Source organism: Lactobacillus sp. ESL0261, from assembly GCF_003693025.1.
In the GTDB taxonomy this organism is placed as follows: Bacteria; Bacillota; Bacilli; order Lactobacillales; family Lactobacillaceae; genus Lactobacillus; species Lactobacillus kullabergensis.
In genome coordinates this window covers 47,425-66,468 of the sequence record NZ_REHN01000011.1, presented here as the reverse complement: position 1 = coordinate 66,468, position 19,044 = coordinate 47,425, and the positions used below count along the sequence as shown (strand labels likewise).

Annotated in this window: 18 protein-coding genes; 16 read left to right on the top strand and 2 right to left on the bottom strand. The window is 35.5% G+C overall.

Annotation, left to right across the window (positions count from 1 at the left end; translation table 11 throughout):
• Positions 1-36 precede the first annotated feature (36 nt).
• The 11 genes from pth to lysS all read left to right on the top strand — a co-directional run bounded on the left by pth (position 37) and on the right by lysS (position 13,185).
• Entirely contained in the window at positions 37-603 is a 567-nt protein-coding gene (gene pth, locus F5ESL0261_RS07685) for an aminoacyl-tRNA hydrolase (RefSeq protein WP_122052779.1), read from the top strand.
• Positions 604-605: 2 nt separating this feature from the next.
• Positions 606-4,100 carry a transcription-repair coupling factor gene (gene mfd, locus F5ESL0261_RS07680; RefSeq protein WP_122052778.1) on the top strand — a complete coding sequence of 1,165 codons (3,495 nt, stop codon included), beginning with the start codon at positions 606-608 and terminating at the stop codon, positions 4,098-4,100.
• Between the two features lie 10 nt (positions 4,101-4,110).
• Entirely contained in the window at positions 4,111-4,353 is a 243-nt protein-coding gene (locus tag F5ESL0261_RS07675) for an RNA-binding S4 domain-containing protein (RefSeq protein WP_034981430.1), read from the top strand.
• Positions 4,354-4,428: 75 nt separating this feature from the next.
• A complete protein-coding gene (locus F5ESL0261_RS07670; protein ID WP_187160604.1) occupies positions 4,429-4,806 on the top strand; it encodes a septum formation initiator family protein in 378 nt (125 codons plus the stop codon).
• Positions 4,806-5,171, top strand: coding sequence for a S1 RNA-binding domain-containing protein (locus F5ESL0261_RS07665; protein WP_122052776.1), 366 nt, complete (start codon positions 4,806-4,808; stop codon positions 5,169-5,171). Before F5ESL0261_RS07670 ends, F5ESL0261_RS07665 begins: the two co-directional genes overlap by 1 nt.
• Complete coding sequence (tilS, locus tag F5ESL0261_RS07660) at positions 5,161-6,417, top strand: tRNA lysidine(34) synthetase TilS (RefSeq protein WP_122052775.1); 1,257 nt, start codon at positions 5,161-5,163, stop codon at positions 6,415-6,417. The genes F5ESL0261_RS07665 and tilS overlap by 11 nt, the downstream gene beginning before the upstream one ends.
• An 86-nt stretch (positions 6,418-6,503) precedes the next feature.
• On the top strand, positions 6,504-8,762 hold the full coding sequence (gene ftsH / locus F5ESL0261_RS07655) for an ATP-dependent zinc metalloprotease FtsH (RefSeq protein ID WP_122052774.1): 2,259 nt from the start codon (positions 6,504-6,506) through the stop codon (positions 8,760-8,762).
• A gap of 47 nt (positions 8,763-8,809) precedes the next feature.
• Positions 8,810-9,688, top strand: a complete 879-nt coding sequence (hslO, locus tag F5ESL0261_RS07650; protein ID WP_122052773.1) for an Hsp33 family molecular chaperone HslO — start codon at positions 8,810-8,812, stop codon at positions 9,686-9,688.
• 173 nt (positions 9,689-9,861) lie between these two features.
• On the top strand, positions 9,862-10,488 hold the full coding sequence (locus tag F5ESL0261_RS07645) for a histidine phosphatase family protein (RefSeq protein ID WP_122052772.1): 627 nt from the start codon (positions 9,862-9,864) through the stop codon (positions 10,486-10,488).
• A 112-nt stretch (positions 10,489-10,600) separates the two neighbouring features.
• Positions 10,601-11,620, top strand: coding sequence for a tRNA dihydrouridine synthase DusB (gene dusB, locus F5ESL0261_RS07640; protein ID WP_122052771.1), 1,020 nt, complete (start codon positions 10,601-10,603; stop codon positions 11,618-11,620).
• Positions 11,621-11,637: 17 nt separating this feature from the next.
• The gene (gene lysS, locus F5ESL0261_RS07635; protein ID WP_122052770.1) at positions 11,638-13,185 is read left to right on the top strand and encodes a lysine--tRNA ligase; all 1,548 of its coding nucleotides are present in this window, start codon (positions 11,638-11,640) and stop codon (positions 13,183-13,185) included.
• A 229-nt stretch (positions 13,186-13,414) separates the two neighbouring features.
• Here lysS and F5ESL0261_RS07630 read toward each other — a convergent pair whose 3' ends face one another.
• On the bottom strand, positions 13,415-13,858 hold the full coding sequence (locus F5ESL0261_RS07630; RefSeq protein WP_122052769.1) for an Rrf2 family transcriptional regulator: 444 nt from the start codon (positions 13,856-13,858) through the stop codon (positions 13,415-13,417).
• Between the two features lie 143 nt (positions 13,859-14,001).
• On the opposite strand from F5ESL0261_RS07630, the gene F5ESL0261_RS07625 reads away from it, so the two are divergent.
• Genes F5ESL0261_RS07625 through F5ESL0261_RS07605 form a run of 5 tightly spaced genes read left to right on the top strand, consistent with a single transcriptional unit; the run spans position 14,002 to position 17,949 of the window.
• The gene (locus F5ESL0261_RS07625; RefSeq protein ID WP_122052768.1) at positions 14,002-14,913 is read left to right on the top strand and encodes a glycine betaine ABC transporter substrate-binding protein; all 912 of its coding nucleotides are present in this window, start codon (positions 14,002-14,004) and stop codon (positions 14,911-14,913) included.
• Positions 14,914-14,959: 46 nt separating this feature from the next.
• Positions 14,960-15,604 (top strand): ABC transporter permease, encoded by a 645-nt coding sequence (locus tag F5ESL0261_RS07620; RefSeq protein ID WP_122052767.1) that lies wholly within the window; start codon positions 14,960-14,962, stop codon positions 15,602-15,604.
• Positions 15,585-16,352, top strand: coding sequence for an ABC transporter ATP-binding protein (locus F5ESL0261_RS07615; RefSeq protein ID WP_122052766.1), 768 nt, complete (start codon positions 15,585-15,587; stop codon positions 16,350-16,352). Before F5ESL0261_RS07620 ends, F5ESL0261_RS07615 begins: the two co-directional genes overlap by 20 nt.
• Positions 16,349-16,993, top strand: a complete 645-nt coding sequence (locus F5ESL0261_RS07610) for an ABC transporter permease (protein WP_122052765.1) — start codon at positions 16,349-16,351, stop codon at positions 16,991-16,993. The genes F5ESL0261_RS07615 and F5ESL0261_RS07610 overlap by 4 nt, the downstream gene beginning before the upstream one ends.
• 2 nt (positions 16,994-16,995) lie before the next feature.
• Positions 16,996-17,949, top strand: a complete 954-nt coding sequence (locus F5ESL0261_RS07605; protein WP_122052764.1) for a zinc-binding alcohol dehydrogenase family protein — start codon at positions 16,996-16,998, stop codon at positions 17,947-17,949.
• A 58-nt stretch (positions 17,950-18,007) separates the two neighbouring features.
• Here F5ESL0261_RS07605 and F5ESL0261_RS07600 read toward each other — a convergent pair whose 3' ends face one another.
• On the bottom strand, positions 18,008-18,958 hold the full coding sequence (locus F5ESL0261_RS07600) for a hypothetical protein (RefSeq protein WP_147446236.1): 951 nt from the start codon (positions 18,956-18,958) through the stop codon (positions 18,008-18,010).
• Between the last annotated feature and the right edge of the window lie 86 nt (positions 18,959-19,044).

Below are 19,044 nucleotides of genomic sequence, written 5' to 3'. Positions count from 1 at the left end.
CTATCATTATTACGATAAAAAATAAGGGGAAATTAGATGAAAATTATAGCAGGACTAGGCAATCCAGGTAAAAAATATGATGGAACAAAACATAACACCGGTTTTATGGCCTTAGACCATTATTTACAAGAAAATAACTTAAGCCTTGAAAGAGAAAAGTTCGAAGGAAAGTATACGAAGCAAAAGATCGCTGGCGCTGATGTTATCTTGCTGGAACCACAAACTTTTATGAATGATTCAGGAAGATCTGTTGCGCAATTTGCCCGCTTTTTTAAAGTAGATCCACAGGATATTTTGATTATTCATGATGATATGGACATGCCTTTAGGGAAAATCCGCATCCGTGCAAATGGCAAATCTGGGGGTCATAATGGTATTAAAAGTATTATACGTGATCTGGGCACTAACGACTTTAACAGGCTGAAAATTGGTATTAGACATCCAAATAATGTTACAGAAGCCAGCGTCGTTTCATGGGTTTTATCACAATTTAATACTGAGCAAAAAAAGTTGATGGATGAAGCTTTTATGACTGCAAGTAAAGTTATAGCTGACTTTATTGCTGGAAAAAGCTCACAGTATTTAATGAACAAATATAATTAAAGATGCGTTTAACAAATATTATAGAAAAAGATCATGATCTGATAAATTTTATTGCCAATGTTAGCAAAGTAAAAAATTCTTTAATCACCGGAGCAAATGCCGGTGCTTTTGACTTGCTCTTATGCCAAATAGTAAAGACTTTGAGTAAGCCGTTAATTTTGCTGGAGGAAAACGAAAATAAAGCGCAAAAAATTTACACTGAATTAGATGCTCTTATGCCTGAGGAGAGTGTACAAATTTTTCCGGTTGACGCATCAATTGCAACTCAAACTGCTGTCACTTCACCTGACGAATTAAGCAGCCGCATTCAAGCACTTGATTTTTTACTAAGTCAAAAACCGGGCATTGTTGTTGCCACACCACAGGGACTGCAATATAAGTTGTCTGCTCCAGAAAAATATGAGGCAGCAAGACGCAAATTCGCTCCAGAAAATGAATATGACCTGGCTGAACTGACCAGCTGGCTTGTGCAGGTGGGATTTCAACGCGAAAATCTGGTGGCTAAACCAGGAGAGTTTGCGTTAAGAGGAGACATTTTAGACGTATACCCTCTTGATAGAGAAAATCCAGTTAGAATTGAATTTTTTGGTGACGAAATTGATACCATTAAGGAATTTGATCTAGCTAGTCAACGTAGTCAAAAACAAATTGATCAATTAGTTGTAACTGCCGCTCAAGATCGGATTTTTTCTACTAATAATTTCAAACAAGCAGCACAAAAGATAAGAAAAGCTATAGCAGATTCTCCTGCACCTGAAAAAGATGTTAAGAATCATTTTGCAGAATCCCTAGATGATTTGGAGAATGGGTCTTTACCGCAAAATTACGCTTTTTTGGCAGATTTTTTAATAGCTGAACCTAAAAATTTATTAGATTATTTGTCAGATTCAGGAGTAGTAATGCTGGATGACTGGCCTTTAATTGAGCAGTCTGTTAAGTCTGTCGATGAACAAAACGCAGGTTTCATTGACGATGAATTGAAAACTGGAGCAATGATCCCGGGACAGGAATTGCGCAGTGACTTTCATAAAAATTGGTCACAAGACCAACATAATCATATTTATTTTTCATTATTTCAGCGCAGTATCGGCCGTATAAAACTAGGACAGTTATTTGATTGGCAGACTAGAGAACCTCAGCAATTTTTCAGCCAAATGCCTTTGATCAAGTCTGAAATAGAGTCATATCAGAAAAAAAGTCAGACAGTTATTTTACAAGCCGATAACAACAAAAGGGCCAAACAAATTAGTCAAACAATGGCTGAGTTCGGCATGGATGTCCCTGTTGTACAGTCAAACGACTTAATGGAAAATCAAACTCAAATTTGCGTTGGCGGTTTTGCCAGTGGCTTTAGTTTGCCTAATAATAATCTAGTTTATTTAACTGAGCGAGAACTTTTTAATAAGGTATCTCACCATAGTCGACGAATTAAAACTATGGAGAATGCTCAAAGATTGCGGAGTTACACTGAACTAAAGCCAGGAGATTATGTTGTTCATGTTAATCACGGAATTGGACGCTTTGAAGGAATAAAAACGTTAGAAAACAATGGTGTAAAAAGAGATTATATTACCATTACTTACCAGCATGGTGATCAGTTATTTGTTCCAGCAGATCAGCTAAAACTGGTGCAAAAGTATGTTTCTTCAGAGGGCAAGAGGCCACACGTCAATAAACTTGGTGGTAGTGAGTGGGCCAAGACAAAAAGCAGGGTACAATCTAAAGTTGAAGATATAGCCGATGAACTAATTGATTTGTATGCAAAAAGAGAATCAGAAAAGGGGTTTGCTTTTTCAAAGGACGATGACCTGCAGCGACAATTTGAAGATGCTTTTCCTTATGTTGAAACGCCTGATCAGCTGCGCTCAATTAAAGAAATTAAGCACGACATGGAGCAGGAAAAACCGATGGATCGTTTGCTTGTGGGGGATGTAGGCTTTGGAAAAACAGAAGTTGCTTTAAGAGCAGCGTTTAAGGCAATAGAAGATAACAAGCAAGTGGCTTTTTTAGTACCTACAACAATCTTGGCGCAACAGCATTATGAAACGATTCAGGACAGGTTTAAAAATTTTCCCGTTAATTATGCTGTACTTTCCCGTTTTCAAACCCCTGCTGAAGCTAAAAAGATAACGGAAGGCTTGAAAGAAGGCAAGATTGACTTAGTGGTAGGTACGCACCGTTTGCTTTCAAAAGATGTAAAATTCAAAGATTTAGGCTTGCTCATTGTTGATGAAGAACAAAGATTTGGCGTGAAGCATAAAGAAAGGCTAAAAGAACTGAAAGCAAATATTGATGTTTTAACCTTGACTGCAACGCCAATTCCACGGACTTTGCACATGTCTATGATTGGCGTACGAGACTTGTCAGTCATGGAAACCCCACCATCTAATCGTTATCCTATTCAAACCTACGTGATGGAACAAATACCGAGTGTAATTAAGGAAGCTTGTATGAGGGAAATTGCTCGCGGTGGTCAAGTTTTTTACCTGCACAACCATATCGGTGACATCGATGACGTAGTAACAGAATTAGAGAATCTAATGCCAAGTGCTAGAATTGTTAGTGTCCACGGCCGTATGAGCAAAAATCAAATGGAAGATATTCTGTATCGGTTTTTAAACAGAGAATTTGATATTTTAGTTACCACAACAATCATCGAAACTGGTATTGATATGCCTAATGTCAATACTATGTTGATTGAAAATGCAGATCACTATGGTTTAAGTCAACTATATCAATTGCGTGGCAGAATCGGACGCAGTGCTCGTTTAGCATATGCTTATTTTTTATACCAGCCTAATAAAGTTTTAACTGAGGTCGGTGAAAAAAGGTTGGATGCTATTCGCGATTTTACTGAACTGGGTTCTGGTTTTAAAATTGCCATGCGAGATTTATCAATCCGTGGAGCTGGCAATATGTTAGGAGCACAGCAGCATGGCTTTATTGACAGCGTAGGTTACGATTTGTATTCTCAAATGCTGTCTGATGCAATTAAAAACCGTAAAAGTAAAAAGAAAGTTAAAAAAAGCAATGCTGAAATCAATTTAGGACTCGAAGCATATATTCCTGATGACTATATTAGCGACCAGGAGGAAAAAATAGAGTTTTATAAAAAGATCAAAACGGCTGGTACTGATGATATCGAACAAATTCAAGATGAATTAATTGATCGTTTTGGTAATTATCCTGAGCCGGTAGAAAATCTGCTAGCTGTTTCACAGCTAAAAGCTGAAGCAGATTTGGCTCAAGCACGCAACATTACTAAAGTTAATGATCATGAAGTAAAAGTTGAGTTTGCTAAAGAAGCGTCTAGTGAATTGCAGGGACCGAATATTTTTAAAGCTCTTGAACATGTAACATATAAGGTTAAAATTAGTTTTTCTCCAGCAAAAAGACTAGTTGTATTGTTAGAATTGCCTGAAAACATCCATCACCGGCAATTATTTGCTAATTTAGTAACATTTATGTCAGCAGTCAGTGATATCATACAAAAATAAGGAGAAAGAAATGAGAATTGATAAATTTTTAAAAGTTTCAAGATTAGTTAAAAGGCGTCCAATAGCTAAAGAAATGGCTGACCAAGGTCGAATCAAGGTGAATGATCATGTGGTTAAGTCCAGCTACGATGTTAAAATTGGAGATATTATTGAAGTTGGATATGGCTCAAAAGAAGTCAAAGCAAAAGTCTGTGCTATTAAAGAAACTACGAAAAAAGCTGAAGCAAGTGAATTATACGAATTGATAAATTAGTTTTTATCTTTAATGACATTTATAAGTGGTCTTGTTATAATTAAAATAGTATTTGTTTTGGTAATAGAGGTCAAAATTATGAACGGTCCACGGATATATAATTCACTTAGTCCGGAAGAGCAGGTTGCTCGTCTGAAACGTAAACAGGAAAAAAGAGCAAAAGAAGTACATCGTGTTAGGCGAAATCGGATTATTGCAGTTTTTGTAGCTATTTTTGCCTTTTTGGGCGTGCAAATTGGAGTTACTCATGCTCAAACTGAGCATATTAGTAGTCAAGTGCAAACTTCTAAAAAGGCTCTTAAAAAGATAAATAATCAAAAGCAAGTTTTAATATCAAAAAGAAACGATTTAAAAGATCCTGATTACGTGGCTAAACTGGTACGGTTCAAGTTTTTGTATTCTAAACCAAACGAAACAATTTACAATTTGCCTGAAGGAAAAAATAATAATTAATGAAATACCAAGTTGGACAGAGAGTGACAGGAACTATTAATAACATTAGTGACTTAGGCATTTTTGTTACGCTTTCTCATCATAAGACGGGATTAGTTCATCATAGTGATTTTGGCAATAATTGGTTACGTGAAAAAAGCAATTATCATGTTGGTGAGCAGATAAGAGTAGTGATTATTCATAACTATAAGGGTAAAATTGGTCTCTCCAAAATGAGAGTTAATGATCCTGATTTAATTGATCATACTAATTCTTTTTCAGACATTAAAAAAGCTGATTTTACCAGGGTATTGTCTACAACAGTATCTGATGCTAAAAAAGAAATCAAAAAATTAGAAAAAGATTTGATTAGTTATGCAAATTGATAACTTTTTTAAAGAAAATCATTTGCCATTAAACGGTAAAACCCTTGTTGTTGCAGTTAGCGGAGGACCAGATTCTTTAGCTCTGCTTGATCTGCTTTATCAAATAAAGAAACGATATCATTTTAAGCTGATATCAGCCCATTTAGACCACCAGCTCAGACCTGATTCTTTGGAAGAGGAAAAAGTGATCTCTGCGTACTGCGTGAATAAAGGCATTCAATCAGTTGACGGAATTTGGCCTCAAAATATACATCCTGTTACCGGGATAGAAGCTGCTGCTAGAAAGTATCGCTACAATTTTTTGGTGAAGGTGATGCAGCAAAATCAGGGTGATTATTTATTAACAGCCCATCATATGGATGACTTGCTTGAGAATATTTTGCTTAAGTTTATACGCTCTGGTTATCCTAGTGAAATGAACAGTTTAAAGCCAATTAGCAAAATTCAAGGTATGACTTTATTAAGACCACTTTTAAGTAAGCAAAAAGAAGACTTATTGTTATACGATCATAAGCGGCAAATATCTTATGTGATTGATAAGACCAACAATGAAGATGATACCTTGCGCAACAAGCTGCGTCATCATGTGATTCCATTGCTCAAAAAGGAAAACAAGCAAGTTGGTCGTAATGCTCTCAGATTTAGCCAACAAGTTAGTTTGTTAACTGCAATAGCAAATAACAGTTTTGCTCAGTTAAAGCAACCGGAACCTTTTTTAGGTATAGCCTACCGTTTGGAAATAAGTGCTTTAGAAGATTTGAGCAATGAAGAAAAAACTGCATTTTGGCAAAACTTTATTTGGCATAAGTGGCATGAACGCGTTAATAAGAATTTAGCCAATTTCACTTTAATTGCTTACCAAGGCTTTTTTTATCTTTTTAATAAATTACCTGCTTTGCCGATAACCCAAAAAGTCGATGTAGGTCAAAAGTTTTCTTTTAATAATCGTAAATTTTTGATTTCATTGGAGCCAGAAAAGTCCCAAAAACTAATTGGTCAGTTTGTTGCAGAAAATCAAAAACAAATTAGGGTAGGTCCAATCAAACCTGGGGCGAAATTGTTATTACAAAATGGCAATCATGCAAGGAGTAAGAAAAAATTTGCTCAAAGTAGTATTCCAAATATATTGCGCCCCTATTGCTTAACTATTTATGCTAGTGATAAAGTCGTTTTTATTGAAAGAACATACTCTAATCAAATGGTCAGTTCTAATGAGACAAATTACTTTTTGTATGAAGACATTTAATAAGAAATTTTAAATTATTAGAGCGCAACCTAAATTTGTGATAAACTTTTATTCGTATATCTCTAGAAACTTTGTGGAGGTTTTTTATGAAAAATAACCGGAATCGGCTGTTTTCAAATGGTCTTTTCTATATAGTTGTTTTTCTCTTGTTATTAGGAGGAATCAACTGGGCACTTGGTGGATCAGATAATTCTGGCAGCAGTGAAAATATCAGCTACTCTGAATTTGTCAGTGATTTGCGCAAGGGAAAAGTTAAGAATTTTAACATTCAACCTGCAAATGGTGTTTATACTGTTTCAGGTAGTTATAAGGAAACACAGAAAAGTAAAAGCCAGTCAAAAAACAGTTTTGACTTTTTTAACGGCAATTCAGGATCAAAAGTATCTCGTTTTTCAACTACAATGTTGCAAAACGATTCGAGCGTTTCTAATGTGCAGGAATTAGCTCAGAAGAGCGGCACTAAGATGACGACTCAAGGGGAATCACAGTCTGGAAACTGGATTTCTACAATTGTGATGCTGGTGCCAACTATTCTCTTCATCGTTATGCTTTGGATGATGGTTAGCCAAAGTGGCGGTGGCCGAGGTGGCAACGGTGGCATTATGAACTTTGGTCGCTCTCACGTTAAACCTGAGGATCCAAAGAAAAATAAAGTTCGTTTTTCCGATGTTGCTGGTGAAGAAGAAGAGAAGCAGGAATTAGTAGAAGTGGTTGAATTCTTAAAGAATCCAGCTAAATTTACCAAACTTGGTGCTAAAATTCCGTCTGGTGTTTTACTTGAGGGTCCTCCGGGTACTGGTAAAACGTTGCTTGCTCGTGCCGTAGCGGGAGAAGCAAATGTACCTTTCTTCTCAATTTCAGGTTCTGACTTTGTTGAAATGTTTGTTGGTGTTGGTGCTAGTCGTGTACGTGACCTATTTACTAATGCCAAGAAAAATGCTCCAAGTATTATTTTCATTGACGAAATTGATGCCATTGGTCGTAGACGTGGTGGCAACGCTAGTGGCGGTGGCAATGATGAACGTGAGCAAACTTTAAACCAGTTGTTAGTTGAGATGGACGGTTTTGAAGGTAATGAAGGCGTAATTGTTATTGCGGCTACTAACCGTTCCGATGTCTTGGATCCAGCCCTGCTCCGGCCTGGCAGATTCGACAGAAAAATCTTGGTTGGAACTCCTGATGTTCGCGGTCGTGAAGCTATTTTACGTGTTCATGCCAAGAATATGCCGTTGGCTGATGATGTTGACTTAAAGGAAATTGCTCGCCAGACGCCAGGTTTTGTCGGTGCAGACTTGGCTAACTTACTTAACGAAGCCGCACTTCTTGCGGCAAGACGCAATGGTACAAATATTACTGCTGCAGATTTGGATGAAGCAGAAGATCGTGTTATTGCCGGTCCTGCTAAGAGAAATAGCTTGATTTCTCAAAAAGAAAGACGTCGAGTTGCTTTCCATGAAGCTGGTCACTCTATTTGTGGGTTAGTTTTAAGTGATTCAAGAACGGTGCGTAAGGTAACTATCGTGCCTCATGGCAGAACAGGTGGTTATAACTTGATGCTGCCTAAGGATGATCAATTCCTGTTAACCAAGAAACAGTTAATGGAACAAATCGTTGGCTTAATGGGTGGACGTGCTGGTGAAGAAGTAGTAGTTGGTGATCAATCAACTGGTGCTTCTAACGACTTCGAGCAAGCAACACAAATTGCTCACAGTATGGTAGTTAATTACGGAATGACAGACTCATTAGGTATGGTAGAACTGGAAAAAGAAGGCGAAACCAATCCGTACGGCTTTAAACCTTATAGTGAGGCAACTTCTGCTAAAATTGATGAAGCAGTTAAGAAGTTACTTGACGAAGCTCACGCTAAAGCAGTTGAGATTGTGAAAAATAATCGCGAAAAACATCGCATTATTGCTGAAGCTCTGCTTAAGTATGAAACTTTAGATGAAAAGCAGATTATGTCTTTGTACACCACAGGCAAGATGCCTGAAAAGACCGAACAGGAATATCCTAGTGAATCAAAGGCTTCAACTTATGAAGAAGCTAAAGCAGCTGCTGAAAAGAAAGAAAATCAATCTCAGAAAAAGAACACTGTAAATTCTGAAAAGGCACAGGAAGAAAGAGATAGCTCTTTGGAATCACCTGCCCAAAAGAATGAGGAAGCAGAAGAAAGTAATCCTGAGAATCCAGAAAAGAATGAATTTCCAAAAGAATCAGAGCTAGATAAAGAAGAAAAAGAGCATGAGTTAAATTCTTCAGAATCTAAAAATGAAGATTCTACAGGAAAGCAAAATTCTAATGATACCGATCAGTCACCTAGTGAAAATGATCATCCTCAAGAGTAATATTTAATAGAGCCTACAATTAGGCTCTATTTTTTTAGGAGAATAAAATGAATGATTATTTAGTTAAAGCAATTGATAAATCAAAAAACTTGCGTCTGTTAACAATAACTGCCAAAGGTTTGGTTCAAGAGGCACAAACTCGCCATGACACTTGGTCAGCTTCTTCTGCTGTTCTTGGACGTAGTTTAATAGCAGGAGTTTTACTAGCAGGAGCAGAACTAACCGATAAGGAAGAACTGACTATCAGACTATTAGGCAATGGACCTGTGGGCCCCACGATTGTGACAGCCAAATCAGATTTAACTGTTAAGGGTTATGTTAAAAATCCTCACATTGCATTACCACCAAAAAAGAATGGTCATATTGATGTTAAAAAAGCAGTTGGCGAAGGTTGGCTTGAAGTAACTAAAGACTTGGGTTTAAAGGAACCCTATACGGGGCAAGTACCTATTGTTTCCGGTGAAATTGCTGAAGATATTGCCTATTATTTGACAAAATCAGAGCAAATACCATCAGCTGTCGGTTTATCTGTATTTGTCAACCCTAATAATACTATCGGTGAAGCAAGTGGATTCATGCTTCAAGCATTGCCTGGTGCTTCAGACCAATTAATTACGAAAACTATTGATAGAATCAACAATTTACCTGCACTTTCTACAGCCTTTCTAGATGGCCTGACTCCTGAAAAATTAGCAACCATGATTTTAGGTGATGACTGTAAGATTTTAGAAAAAGATGAAGTTGCTTTCAAGTGTGATTGTTCTAAAGAAAAATATGGTAAGATTTTAGGAACAATGAAAAAAAGTCAAATAGAAGCCATGATAAAAGAAGATCACGGAGCAGAGCTGACTTGTACTTTTTGTGGCAATAAATACCACTACACAGAAGATGAATTAAAAACTATTTTGTCTAAAAAGGCTGATTAATATTGTTCATTTTGCCACTAGAATGCAGTTTTATTGATTTTAAATTAAATATTGGGTTGAAAAATGATTTGGAAATACTAAAAATAGTATTATAGTTTTTAAGATTAAAGATGCGGTCAGTACCAATTTTGCTATAATGAAAGAGATGAATGAAAAGAAAAGGAGAAAATTAAATGCTAAATGTGTATATTGTTCGTCACGGCCAAACAGATACTAATAAAACTTTTGGTATTAACGGGTCAGGAACAAATCTACCACTGAATGAAAAAGGTAAAAAACAGGCAGAAAACTTAAGAGACAGTTTTGACATTAATAAAATTGATTGTGTATATAGCAGCCCTTTAAAAAGAGCCCGTGAAACTGCAGAAATTCTAAACCAGGGCAAGCATGAAATTATTGTTGATGACCGTTTAAGCGAAATGAACTACGGCAACTGGGATGGTCAAGATGTACATGATATAATTGCTAAATATCCGCAAGTATTTGATGAATTAGGCTATTTTAAAGAAAATTATAGTGATTATTGTTCAGGAGAAACTTACCAACATTTGGCAAATAGATTAATGAATTTCTGGCATGACTTAATCAATAATCACAAAGACGAGTCAGTTTTATTAGTCTTTCACGGAACAGCTTCACGGTCATTGGTTCAGAATGTTTTAGGCATCCCCAAAATAACTTTGGTTGGTGAAATACAAAATGCTGGTGTAATTAACATTTCAGTTGATGAAGCTAGCCAAAAACCGTTTTTGCGTTATTATAATAGAGTTGCACCTGGAAAATTTTTTATCGAAAAGTAATTAAAGATTGATATAGATATCAAGGTTAACTTTTTGTTACGAAAAGTACCATGAATTTTGCTTATAGAATCCTTTTTGTTAAGATATTATGGTGTTTTGAAAGGGTGATTTAGTGGATAACAGTTGGAAAATTCGTGATATAACTATTCCCAATCGTGTTGTGGTGGCGCCAATGGCTGGAGTGTCAAATTCTGCCTTTAGAATGATTTGTAAGGAATTTGGGGCTGGTTTAGTTGTTTGTGAAATGATTTCAGATCATGGCATTATTTATCGTAATAAGAAAACTATGTCAATGATGAAGGTTAACCCGCAAGAACATCCTATGAGTATTCAAATATTTGGTGGTACTGAAGATACTTTACTTGAAGCAGCACAATATATTGACCAACATACTGCTGCTGATATTATTGATATTAATATGGGATGTCCGGTTCCTAAAGTAACGAAAACAGATGCGGGATCTAAATGGTTGCTTGATTCTAATAAAATTTACCAAATGGTACATAAAGTTGTCCAAAATGTGCAAAAACCAGTTTCTGTCAAAATGCGCATTGGCTGGGATCGCAAGCATATTTTTGCAGTAGAAAATGCTTTAGCTGCTCAGGAAGCCGGTGCCAGCATGATCGCAATGCATGGCAGAACCCGTAAGCAAATGTACATGGGAGAAGCTGATTGGGAAACGTTACACGATGTAGCTCGAGTGCTTGACATTCCTTTTGTGGCTAACGGTGATATAACGACGCCGGAATTAGCTAAAAAAGCTTTGGATGAGATTGGATCAACTGCAGTTATGATAGGTCGGGCAGCCTTGGGCAATCCCTGGATAGTTAAAAATATGGTGCACTATTTAGAAACCGGTGAGAAACTCAAACCGCAGACTGTCCGTGAAAAGGTTGCTACAGCTAAACACCAATTAAAAGGTTTAGTTGAATTAAAAGGGGAAAAGATTGCAGTTCCTGAATTTCGCCAGCAAGCAGCCTACTATTTAAAGGGAGTTCCCCGTTCTGCACGTACTCGTGCTAAAATAAATGAGGTTTGGACGGCACAAGAAGTTTATGATTTGCTTGACAATTTCGTTGATGATTATGAAAAAAGGCAAAAACAAAGGGCTGTCAGAAGTGAAGTTAATTAATAATGGAGGAAATGTAATTGGCTAAAAATGAAATGAATGACCAATTAATCGTTCGACGCCAAAAATTAGACGAATTAAGAGAAAATGGCATCGAACCTTTTGGAATGAGAAAGTTTGATCGGCAAGACTTAGCGCGGTCTTTGAATGAAAAATATTCTCAAGATGATAAAGATGAGCTAAATAAAGAATTGCCTAAGACCAAAATTGCTGGCAGAATGCTGGCTAAAAGGGGTAAAGGTAAAGTCGGTTTTGCCGATCTCTATGATCGGACAGGCAAAATACAGATTTATGTTCGTAAGGACATTGTCGGTGAAGACAATTATAAGATCTTTAAGAAGTCCGATATTGGTGATTTCTTAGGCATTGACGGTGAAGTTATGAAAACTGATACCGGTGAGTTAACGATTCGCGCAACTCATGTTACCTTTTTGTCCAAAGCTTTACGGCCATTGCCTGAAAAATATCATGGTTTAAAAGACGTTGAACAAATATATCGTCAACGTTATCTTGATTTAATTACTAACCGTGAAAGTTACGAGCGTTTTGTAAATCGGACTAAAATTATCCAAGCTATCCGTGATTATTTGAACAGTATGGACTTTTTGGAAGTTGAAACTCCCGTTCTGCACAATATTCCAGGTGGTGCCGAAGCACGGCCATTTATTACTCATCACAACGCTTTAGATATTGACTTGTACATGAGAATTGCTTTGGAATTACCTTTAAAGCGTCTGATTGTCGGTGATATGGAAAGAGTTTACGAAATTGGTCGGGTATTCAGAAATGAAGGCCTTGATACTCACCATAACCCTGAATTTACTGAACTTGAGACTTACTGTGCTTACTGGGATTTCCATGATGTTATGGATGAAGCAGAAGGAATCATTCGTGCAGCTGCCAAAGTTGTATCAGAAGATGGTAAAGTTACTTATCAGGGTACAAACATTGATTTAGGCAAACCTTTCCGTCGCGTTCATATGGTAGATATGATTAAAGAGAAGACTGGCGTTGATTTTTGGCAAAAGATGAGCGTTGAAGAAGCTACTAAGATTGCTGAAGACCACGATATTAAGGTTGAAAGCTTCTGGAAAGTGGGTCATATCATCAATGCTTTCTTTGAGAAGTATTGTGAAGAAACAATTGTTGACCCAACATTTGTTTATGGTCATCCAGTTGAAATTTCACCATTGGCTAAGAAAAATGCCCATGATCCACGCTTCACTGATCGTTTTGAAATCTACATCATGGGCGAAGAATATGGTAATGCCTTTTCTGAATTAAATGATCCAGATGACCAGCGTGAACGTTTTGAAGCGCAAATGGCAGAACGTGAAGCCGGAAACGATGAAGCTGATATGATTGATGAAGATTATCTGCGTGCTATGGAATATGGCATGCCGCCAACAGGTGGTTTGGGCATCGGAATCGATAGATTGGTAATGCTTTTGACAGATGCACCTGCTATTAGGGATGTGTTACTTTTCCCAACAATGCGTCCAGAGAGAATTGAAGATATTGAGCGCGAAGTCGAAGAAGATTTAAAAAAGAAGAATAAAGAAGATTAATATAGGCCTTCTCGAGTATTTTTAAATTAGCTTATTTTGTCTTCAACGTAATGTCGTGTACACCAAAAGTACACCAATTAAAAATAGTTTGGTAAAAAGCTGACAAAAAATACTGCTTATGAGCTGTATTTAAAAAAGACTGATTTCATAGTTTTAACTGAAATCGGTCTTTTTATTTTTAAGTTGTAGATAATAAAAGAGCATGCGAAAACATGCTCTTTTATTAATTTTAAAGTGTAAACTGTTTTTCTTTATTTCTTACCAAAATTGTATTAATTATGTCTTGAAGACTAGTACTTTCTAGTTTAGCCTTTGCAGCAATTTCAGCCTCATTGTAGTATTTCTCTAGGGTAAATTGAATATTACCACCAACTATACACTCAGGATTTGTTTCGTAATCAATTGTAAACAAATGATGACTTTTTTCTATTGCTAAAAATATGTCTAAAAGTGAAATATCTTTAGGCGGTCTTGCCAGCTCAGGATTTGGCGAACCATGTATAGTTTCTATTAAATTTCCCTTACGTAACTGGCTCATTAAATTTCGGACCATTACTGGAGAGATTTCTACACTTCTAGCAATATTATCACTAGAAAGTTGGATTTTCCCCTTATAAATATATATGAAAGATAGAATATGTATTGCGTCACTAAATTTCGTTGATATCTTCATTTTATCCCTTCTTTTGTAATTTTAAAATTTACATCTAGCAAAAAAACTTAAACATGATTTCCTTGACTGTAATAATTGCTACATTTAGTATTATAAATATATCAAAATAAATGTAAATACAATAATTACATATAGGAGGAAATATGAATAATAAAAGAAAATGGTCTTTAGTTGCAATTATTTTTGTTTTTATTGCAGTAATTGCTGGTTTGGTTTGGCCGAAAGGAAATAAAAGTGATAGTGTCGAGAGTAAAGAGGCAATAACAATAGGATCCAAAAATTTTACTGAAAGTAAAATTGTAATGCAGATTTGGGCAGATGCTTTGAAAAAAGAAGGCTATAATGTCCAAACTAAGCCAAATATTTCAAGCTCGGTTGTTTATAAAGCTATAAAGTCCGGTCAAGTTGACCTCTATCCAGAATATACTGGGACAATTGCTTTAGCATACTTAAAAGCACATATTGTTGGGAAAACTCAAAAACAGATTGCTAAAATTGCAAAAGATGGAGTAGCTAAAGAAAATTTAACTACGTTGAATTTTGCTCCTGGCTCTGATGCTCAAGGCATCGCAATTAAAGCATCTGTGGCAAAAAAATATGGTATTAAAACGATTTCTGATTTACAGAAGAAAGCAAAGGATATTCGTTTTGCTTCTCAAGGAGAATTTGACAAGCGTGAGGATGGAATCCCTGGCCTCGAAAAAGTTTATGGCAAATTCAATTTTAAGAGCGAAAAGATCTATGATCCTAGTTTAAAATACAAAGTTCTAGAACGTGGTGATAGTGACATAACACCGGCTTCAACTACTGAGGGTCAACTTGCTACTAAAGACTTTTTTGCATTGAAAGATGATAAGAATTTCTGGCCTGCATATAACTTAGTCCCATTAGTTAGAGATCAATCTCTTAAAACTAGCCCAGGTATTAAGAAGGTCTTAAATAAGATTGATGCAAAGCTCACCACTAAAGAGTTGACTCTATTAAATAAAAAAGTGGATGTTGATGGCAAGAGTTATCAAGCAGTTGCTGAAGAATGGATAAAAAACAACTATTAGTAAAAAGCTCAGCTTTATAGCTGGGCTTTTTAAAAAAGAGGTTTCTATGCTTAATCAAATTATTCAATATTTTCAAACAAGTCCAGCAGAGTACTTTAATGATGTAGGCCAGCACTTGTTTTTAAGCCTTACATCATTGACTATTGCGTTGATTGTTGCGTTACCTTTGGGATATTTAGGATCAAAAAGCAAAATAATTGCTGATTTTTGTCAGACTTTTGCTCAACTTTTAAGAATTATTCCTAGTTTAGCAATGCTGTTTATATTAATTCCTCTTATTGGAACAGGAGTTAAACCAGCTATAATCGCATTAGTTGTTTTGGCCTTTCCATCTTTAATCGTGAATACGATTTTAGGTTTTAATGAAGTTCCTCATGATTTGGTAGAAATTGGTTTATCTTTAGGAATGACAAACATAGAATTACTAAAACAAATTTCGTTACCATTAGCTTTTCCGTATATTTTGAATGGAATAAAACTTGCATTGATTGAAGTGATTTCCAGTGCTACCTTGGCTACTTATATCGGTGCAGGTGGTCTGGGACAATTAATTATGACTGGATTGGGCTTGTATAAAATGCAATATGTTGTAATTGGTGGAGTGAGTGTGGCAGTACTATCCTTGCTAGCAATGGTTATTTTAGATTATGTCATTAGAAAGGTGAAAGTAAATGACCAAGGAAATTATTAAGTTTGAGCATGTAAGTAAAAAGTTTGGTAAAAGTTTGGTTATTTCGGATCTTTCTTTTGTAATTAATCGAGGAGAATTTATTACAGTTTTAGGATCTTCTGGATCAGGGAAGACGACAACTTTAAAGATGATAAATGGACTGGAAAAGGCGACTAGCGGAAATATTACTGTTGGAGATAAGAACTTAGAAAAAAGTAATCTGGTGGATGTTCGTCGTCATATTGGTTATGTAGTACAATCAATTGGACTTTTTCCACATATGACAATTGCACACAATATTGCCGTAACACCTAATTTACTTGGTTGGGATCAAGAAAAAATAAAAGAAACGGTTTCTCGATTATTGAATATTGTAGATCTGAATATAGAAGATTACGGAAATCGGTATCCAGCTCAGTTATCAGGTGGACAACAACAACGTGTAGGAGTCGCAAGAGCACTATCTGCTAATCCCCCTGTACTTCTTTTTGATGAACCGTTCTCAGCATTAGATGCAATCACTAGACAAAAGCTACAAGAAGAAGTGAAAAAATTACATAAAAACCTTGGAAATAAAACTTTTTTCTTTGTTACTCATGATATTAACGAGGCTTTCTATTTAGGCGATAGGATAATGATCATGAATCGTGGCAAAATTGAACAATTTGATACACCAATGACAGTAATTAAATACCCAAAAACAAAATATGTGAGTGATTTAATCAATACTGTTCGTGAAAAGCAGGCTTTATGGGAGAAACTAAAATGATCCAATATTGGCAAACAAATTCAGGTCAAATGATTAATTTGATATTTCAGCATGCGAAAATGGTTTTATGTGCAATTCTAATTGCATTGACAGTGGCAATTGGTTTGATTGTATTATTTTTAAGCAAAAACAATTGGTTAAGTATTTTAACTTATACTTTTTCCTTAATTTACTCTGTACCAAGTTATGCATTCTTTGCATTACTAATCCCAATTACTGGCTTAGGCATGAAAAGTGCAGTGATCGTATTAGCGTTCTACAGTGAATATATTTTGCTTAGGACATTTATTACGGGTATTCGCGAGATTGATTCAGCTTATTTAGAAATAGCTAAGGGATTGGGAATGACTGATCAACAAATATTTATAAAGGTGCAGTTGCCATTAGCTTTACCAGCTATTTTTTCAGGCTTACAAATAGCGTTAGCTTCAACCATGGCAATTGCTACAATTGCATCTACAATCAGTGCTGGTGGTTTAGGAGATCTGCTGTTTGAGGGCTTACAAACTGGAAGAGTTGTCCCAATTTTATGGGGAACAATATTGACGATTGCTTTAACTCTGTTATGCATTATTTTCTTGAAATTTATTAAAAATATTATGGTTGATAATTGGTATGATGTGAAAAGAGGTGTCAATTAATAATGAAAGCAGTAGTTATCCACCATGCAGGTGGTCCAGAGCAACTTAAACTTGAAGTGGTGCCGACGCCAAAAGTAAAGAAAAATTGGTCACTAGTAAAGATTAAAGGATTTGGAATCAATCATTCTGAGATTTTTACTAGAAATGGTTTATCTCCATCTGTTAAATTTCCCAGAATTTTAGGAATTGAATGTGTGGGCATTATTAGTCAAACGACCGATCCTAAAAGATTACCCGTTGGACAAAAAGTTGTATCAATAATGGGAGAAATGGGACGTAACTTTGATGGCTCATATGCAGAATATGTATTAATACCTAATGACCAAATTTATCCAATAAAAACAAATCTTGCTTGGTCAACATTGGCTGCGATTCCTGAAACTTATTATACAGCTTATGGTTCATTACTTAATTTACATATTAAGAGTGGACAAATGCTGTTAGTACGTGGTGGCTCAAGTGGAGTAGGAGTTGCTTTCACAAAACTTGCGAAAGCACTTTTCACGGAAATCACTGTTGTTGGCTCAACTAGACAACTAAAAAAAACTGATCAATTAATAGACATCGGATATGATGATGTTATTCAAGATCAAGCTGGGACACTTATGACTGGTGATAGTTATGACCGTGTCCTAGAACTGATAGGACCTACCACTATAAAAGATACATTTAAACATGTTAATGAAACTGGAATTGTTTGCAGTACGGGAGAGCTGGGCGGTCAATGGTATTTATCTAATTTTGACCCAATAATGGATATTGCAGCTAATGGATATTTAACTAGTTTTTACTCTGGCAATGTTGATGTACAAAAACTAAATAATTTATTACAACTTATTGAAAAAAGAAATATTGATGTTAAGCCATCTAAAATTTTTTCTTTAGACAAGTTGCCTCAAGCTCATGAATTTCTAGAGAGTACAGAGAGTGTGGGCAAAGTTGTTGTTTTAAATTAAAATATTGATTATTACACAGCCTTTTGCAATTTTAAAAAAGGTCGATAGAGACGTGATTTTAAAACCGAAATACCTTCATATACGTAGTCGAACTTAAAGATTCCCCTAGAATATCAAATAAGTCTTCAAGCATATTAAAAGATGCATTAAGAACAGCTCTTTTTTCATTTTTTGTGTAGCTCAAGTTATTAATACGATGAGCAGCATCTGAATATAAGTTTGCTGGTATAAATTGCACAGGATATTGCCCATATAGCATGGGATTTCCTAGTGAACTGTTTGATATTTTAGCATATTTAAATGTTATAAAAAAATCACTTTTGTAATCTATAATATCATAAATAAGGTGATCTAATATTTTTTCATTGTTTGCTAATAAGAGACTAACAAATTTAGTATCTGCTTCAATTTGCTGGTTTAAAAATAGTTCGTTCAAGGTTAGTATCAAATCAGACTTTGATAACTCTTCCCATAGTAAATAGCCATATATTGCATTAAATGGGCTAAATGTTGCTTCAAACCCTTTTAGAAGATTAACAAAATGCCAAATAAATCCAGCTACGGCTCGCCAATCTATACTAGAAGATTCGATAAGCATTTCTTTAATCATATCTCGCGTATAGATATTTTTTTCTTGTCTAAATAAATCACTCTTTTGTTGAATTTCTTTTAAATTGTCTATTACAACATCGTAACACTTTTCTAGATGTTCAATTACTTCATTACCATCTGAAAATATTGTTTTTATGTATGGAATGTCAAGTAACTGTATTATTGCGTTCCGTTGAAATACATTTTTAGGGCGAGTACTATGCCGTTTGGCGATAAAGCTGTTGAAAGATGAAGATGGGATGTCTTTTCCATAATCATCCACTTTTAGCTGTATCCGATCTTGTGGATTGCTTATTAAATCATTAATTTGCTTAATCATCTCGACGTTAGTGAGATGATTTTTTTCTTTATATTCATTTAATAGCATTGGTAGCTTATTTGGAATATCAATTTTCATTTTAAAAGTCCTTTCATGTTCATAGTTCTTTTTCAAATCCATTTTTTCCTGAAAAATTCGGATTATATTTATTTACAGAAAAGATG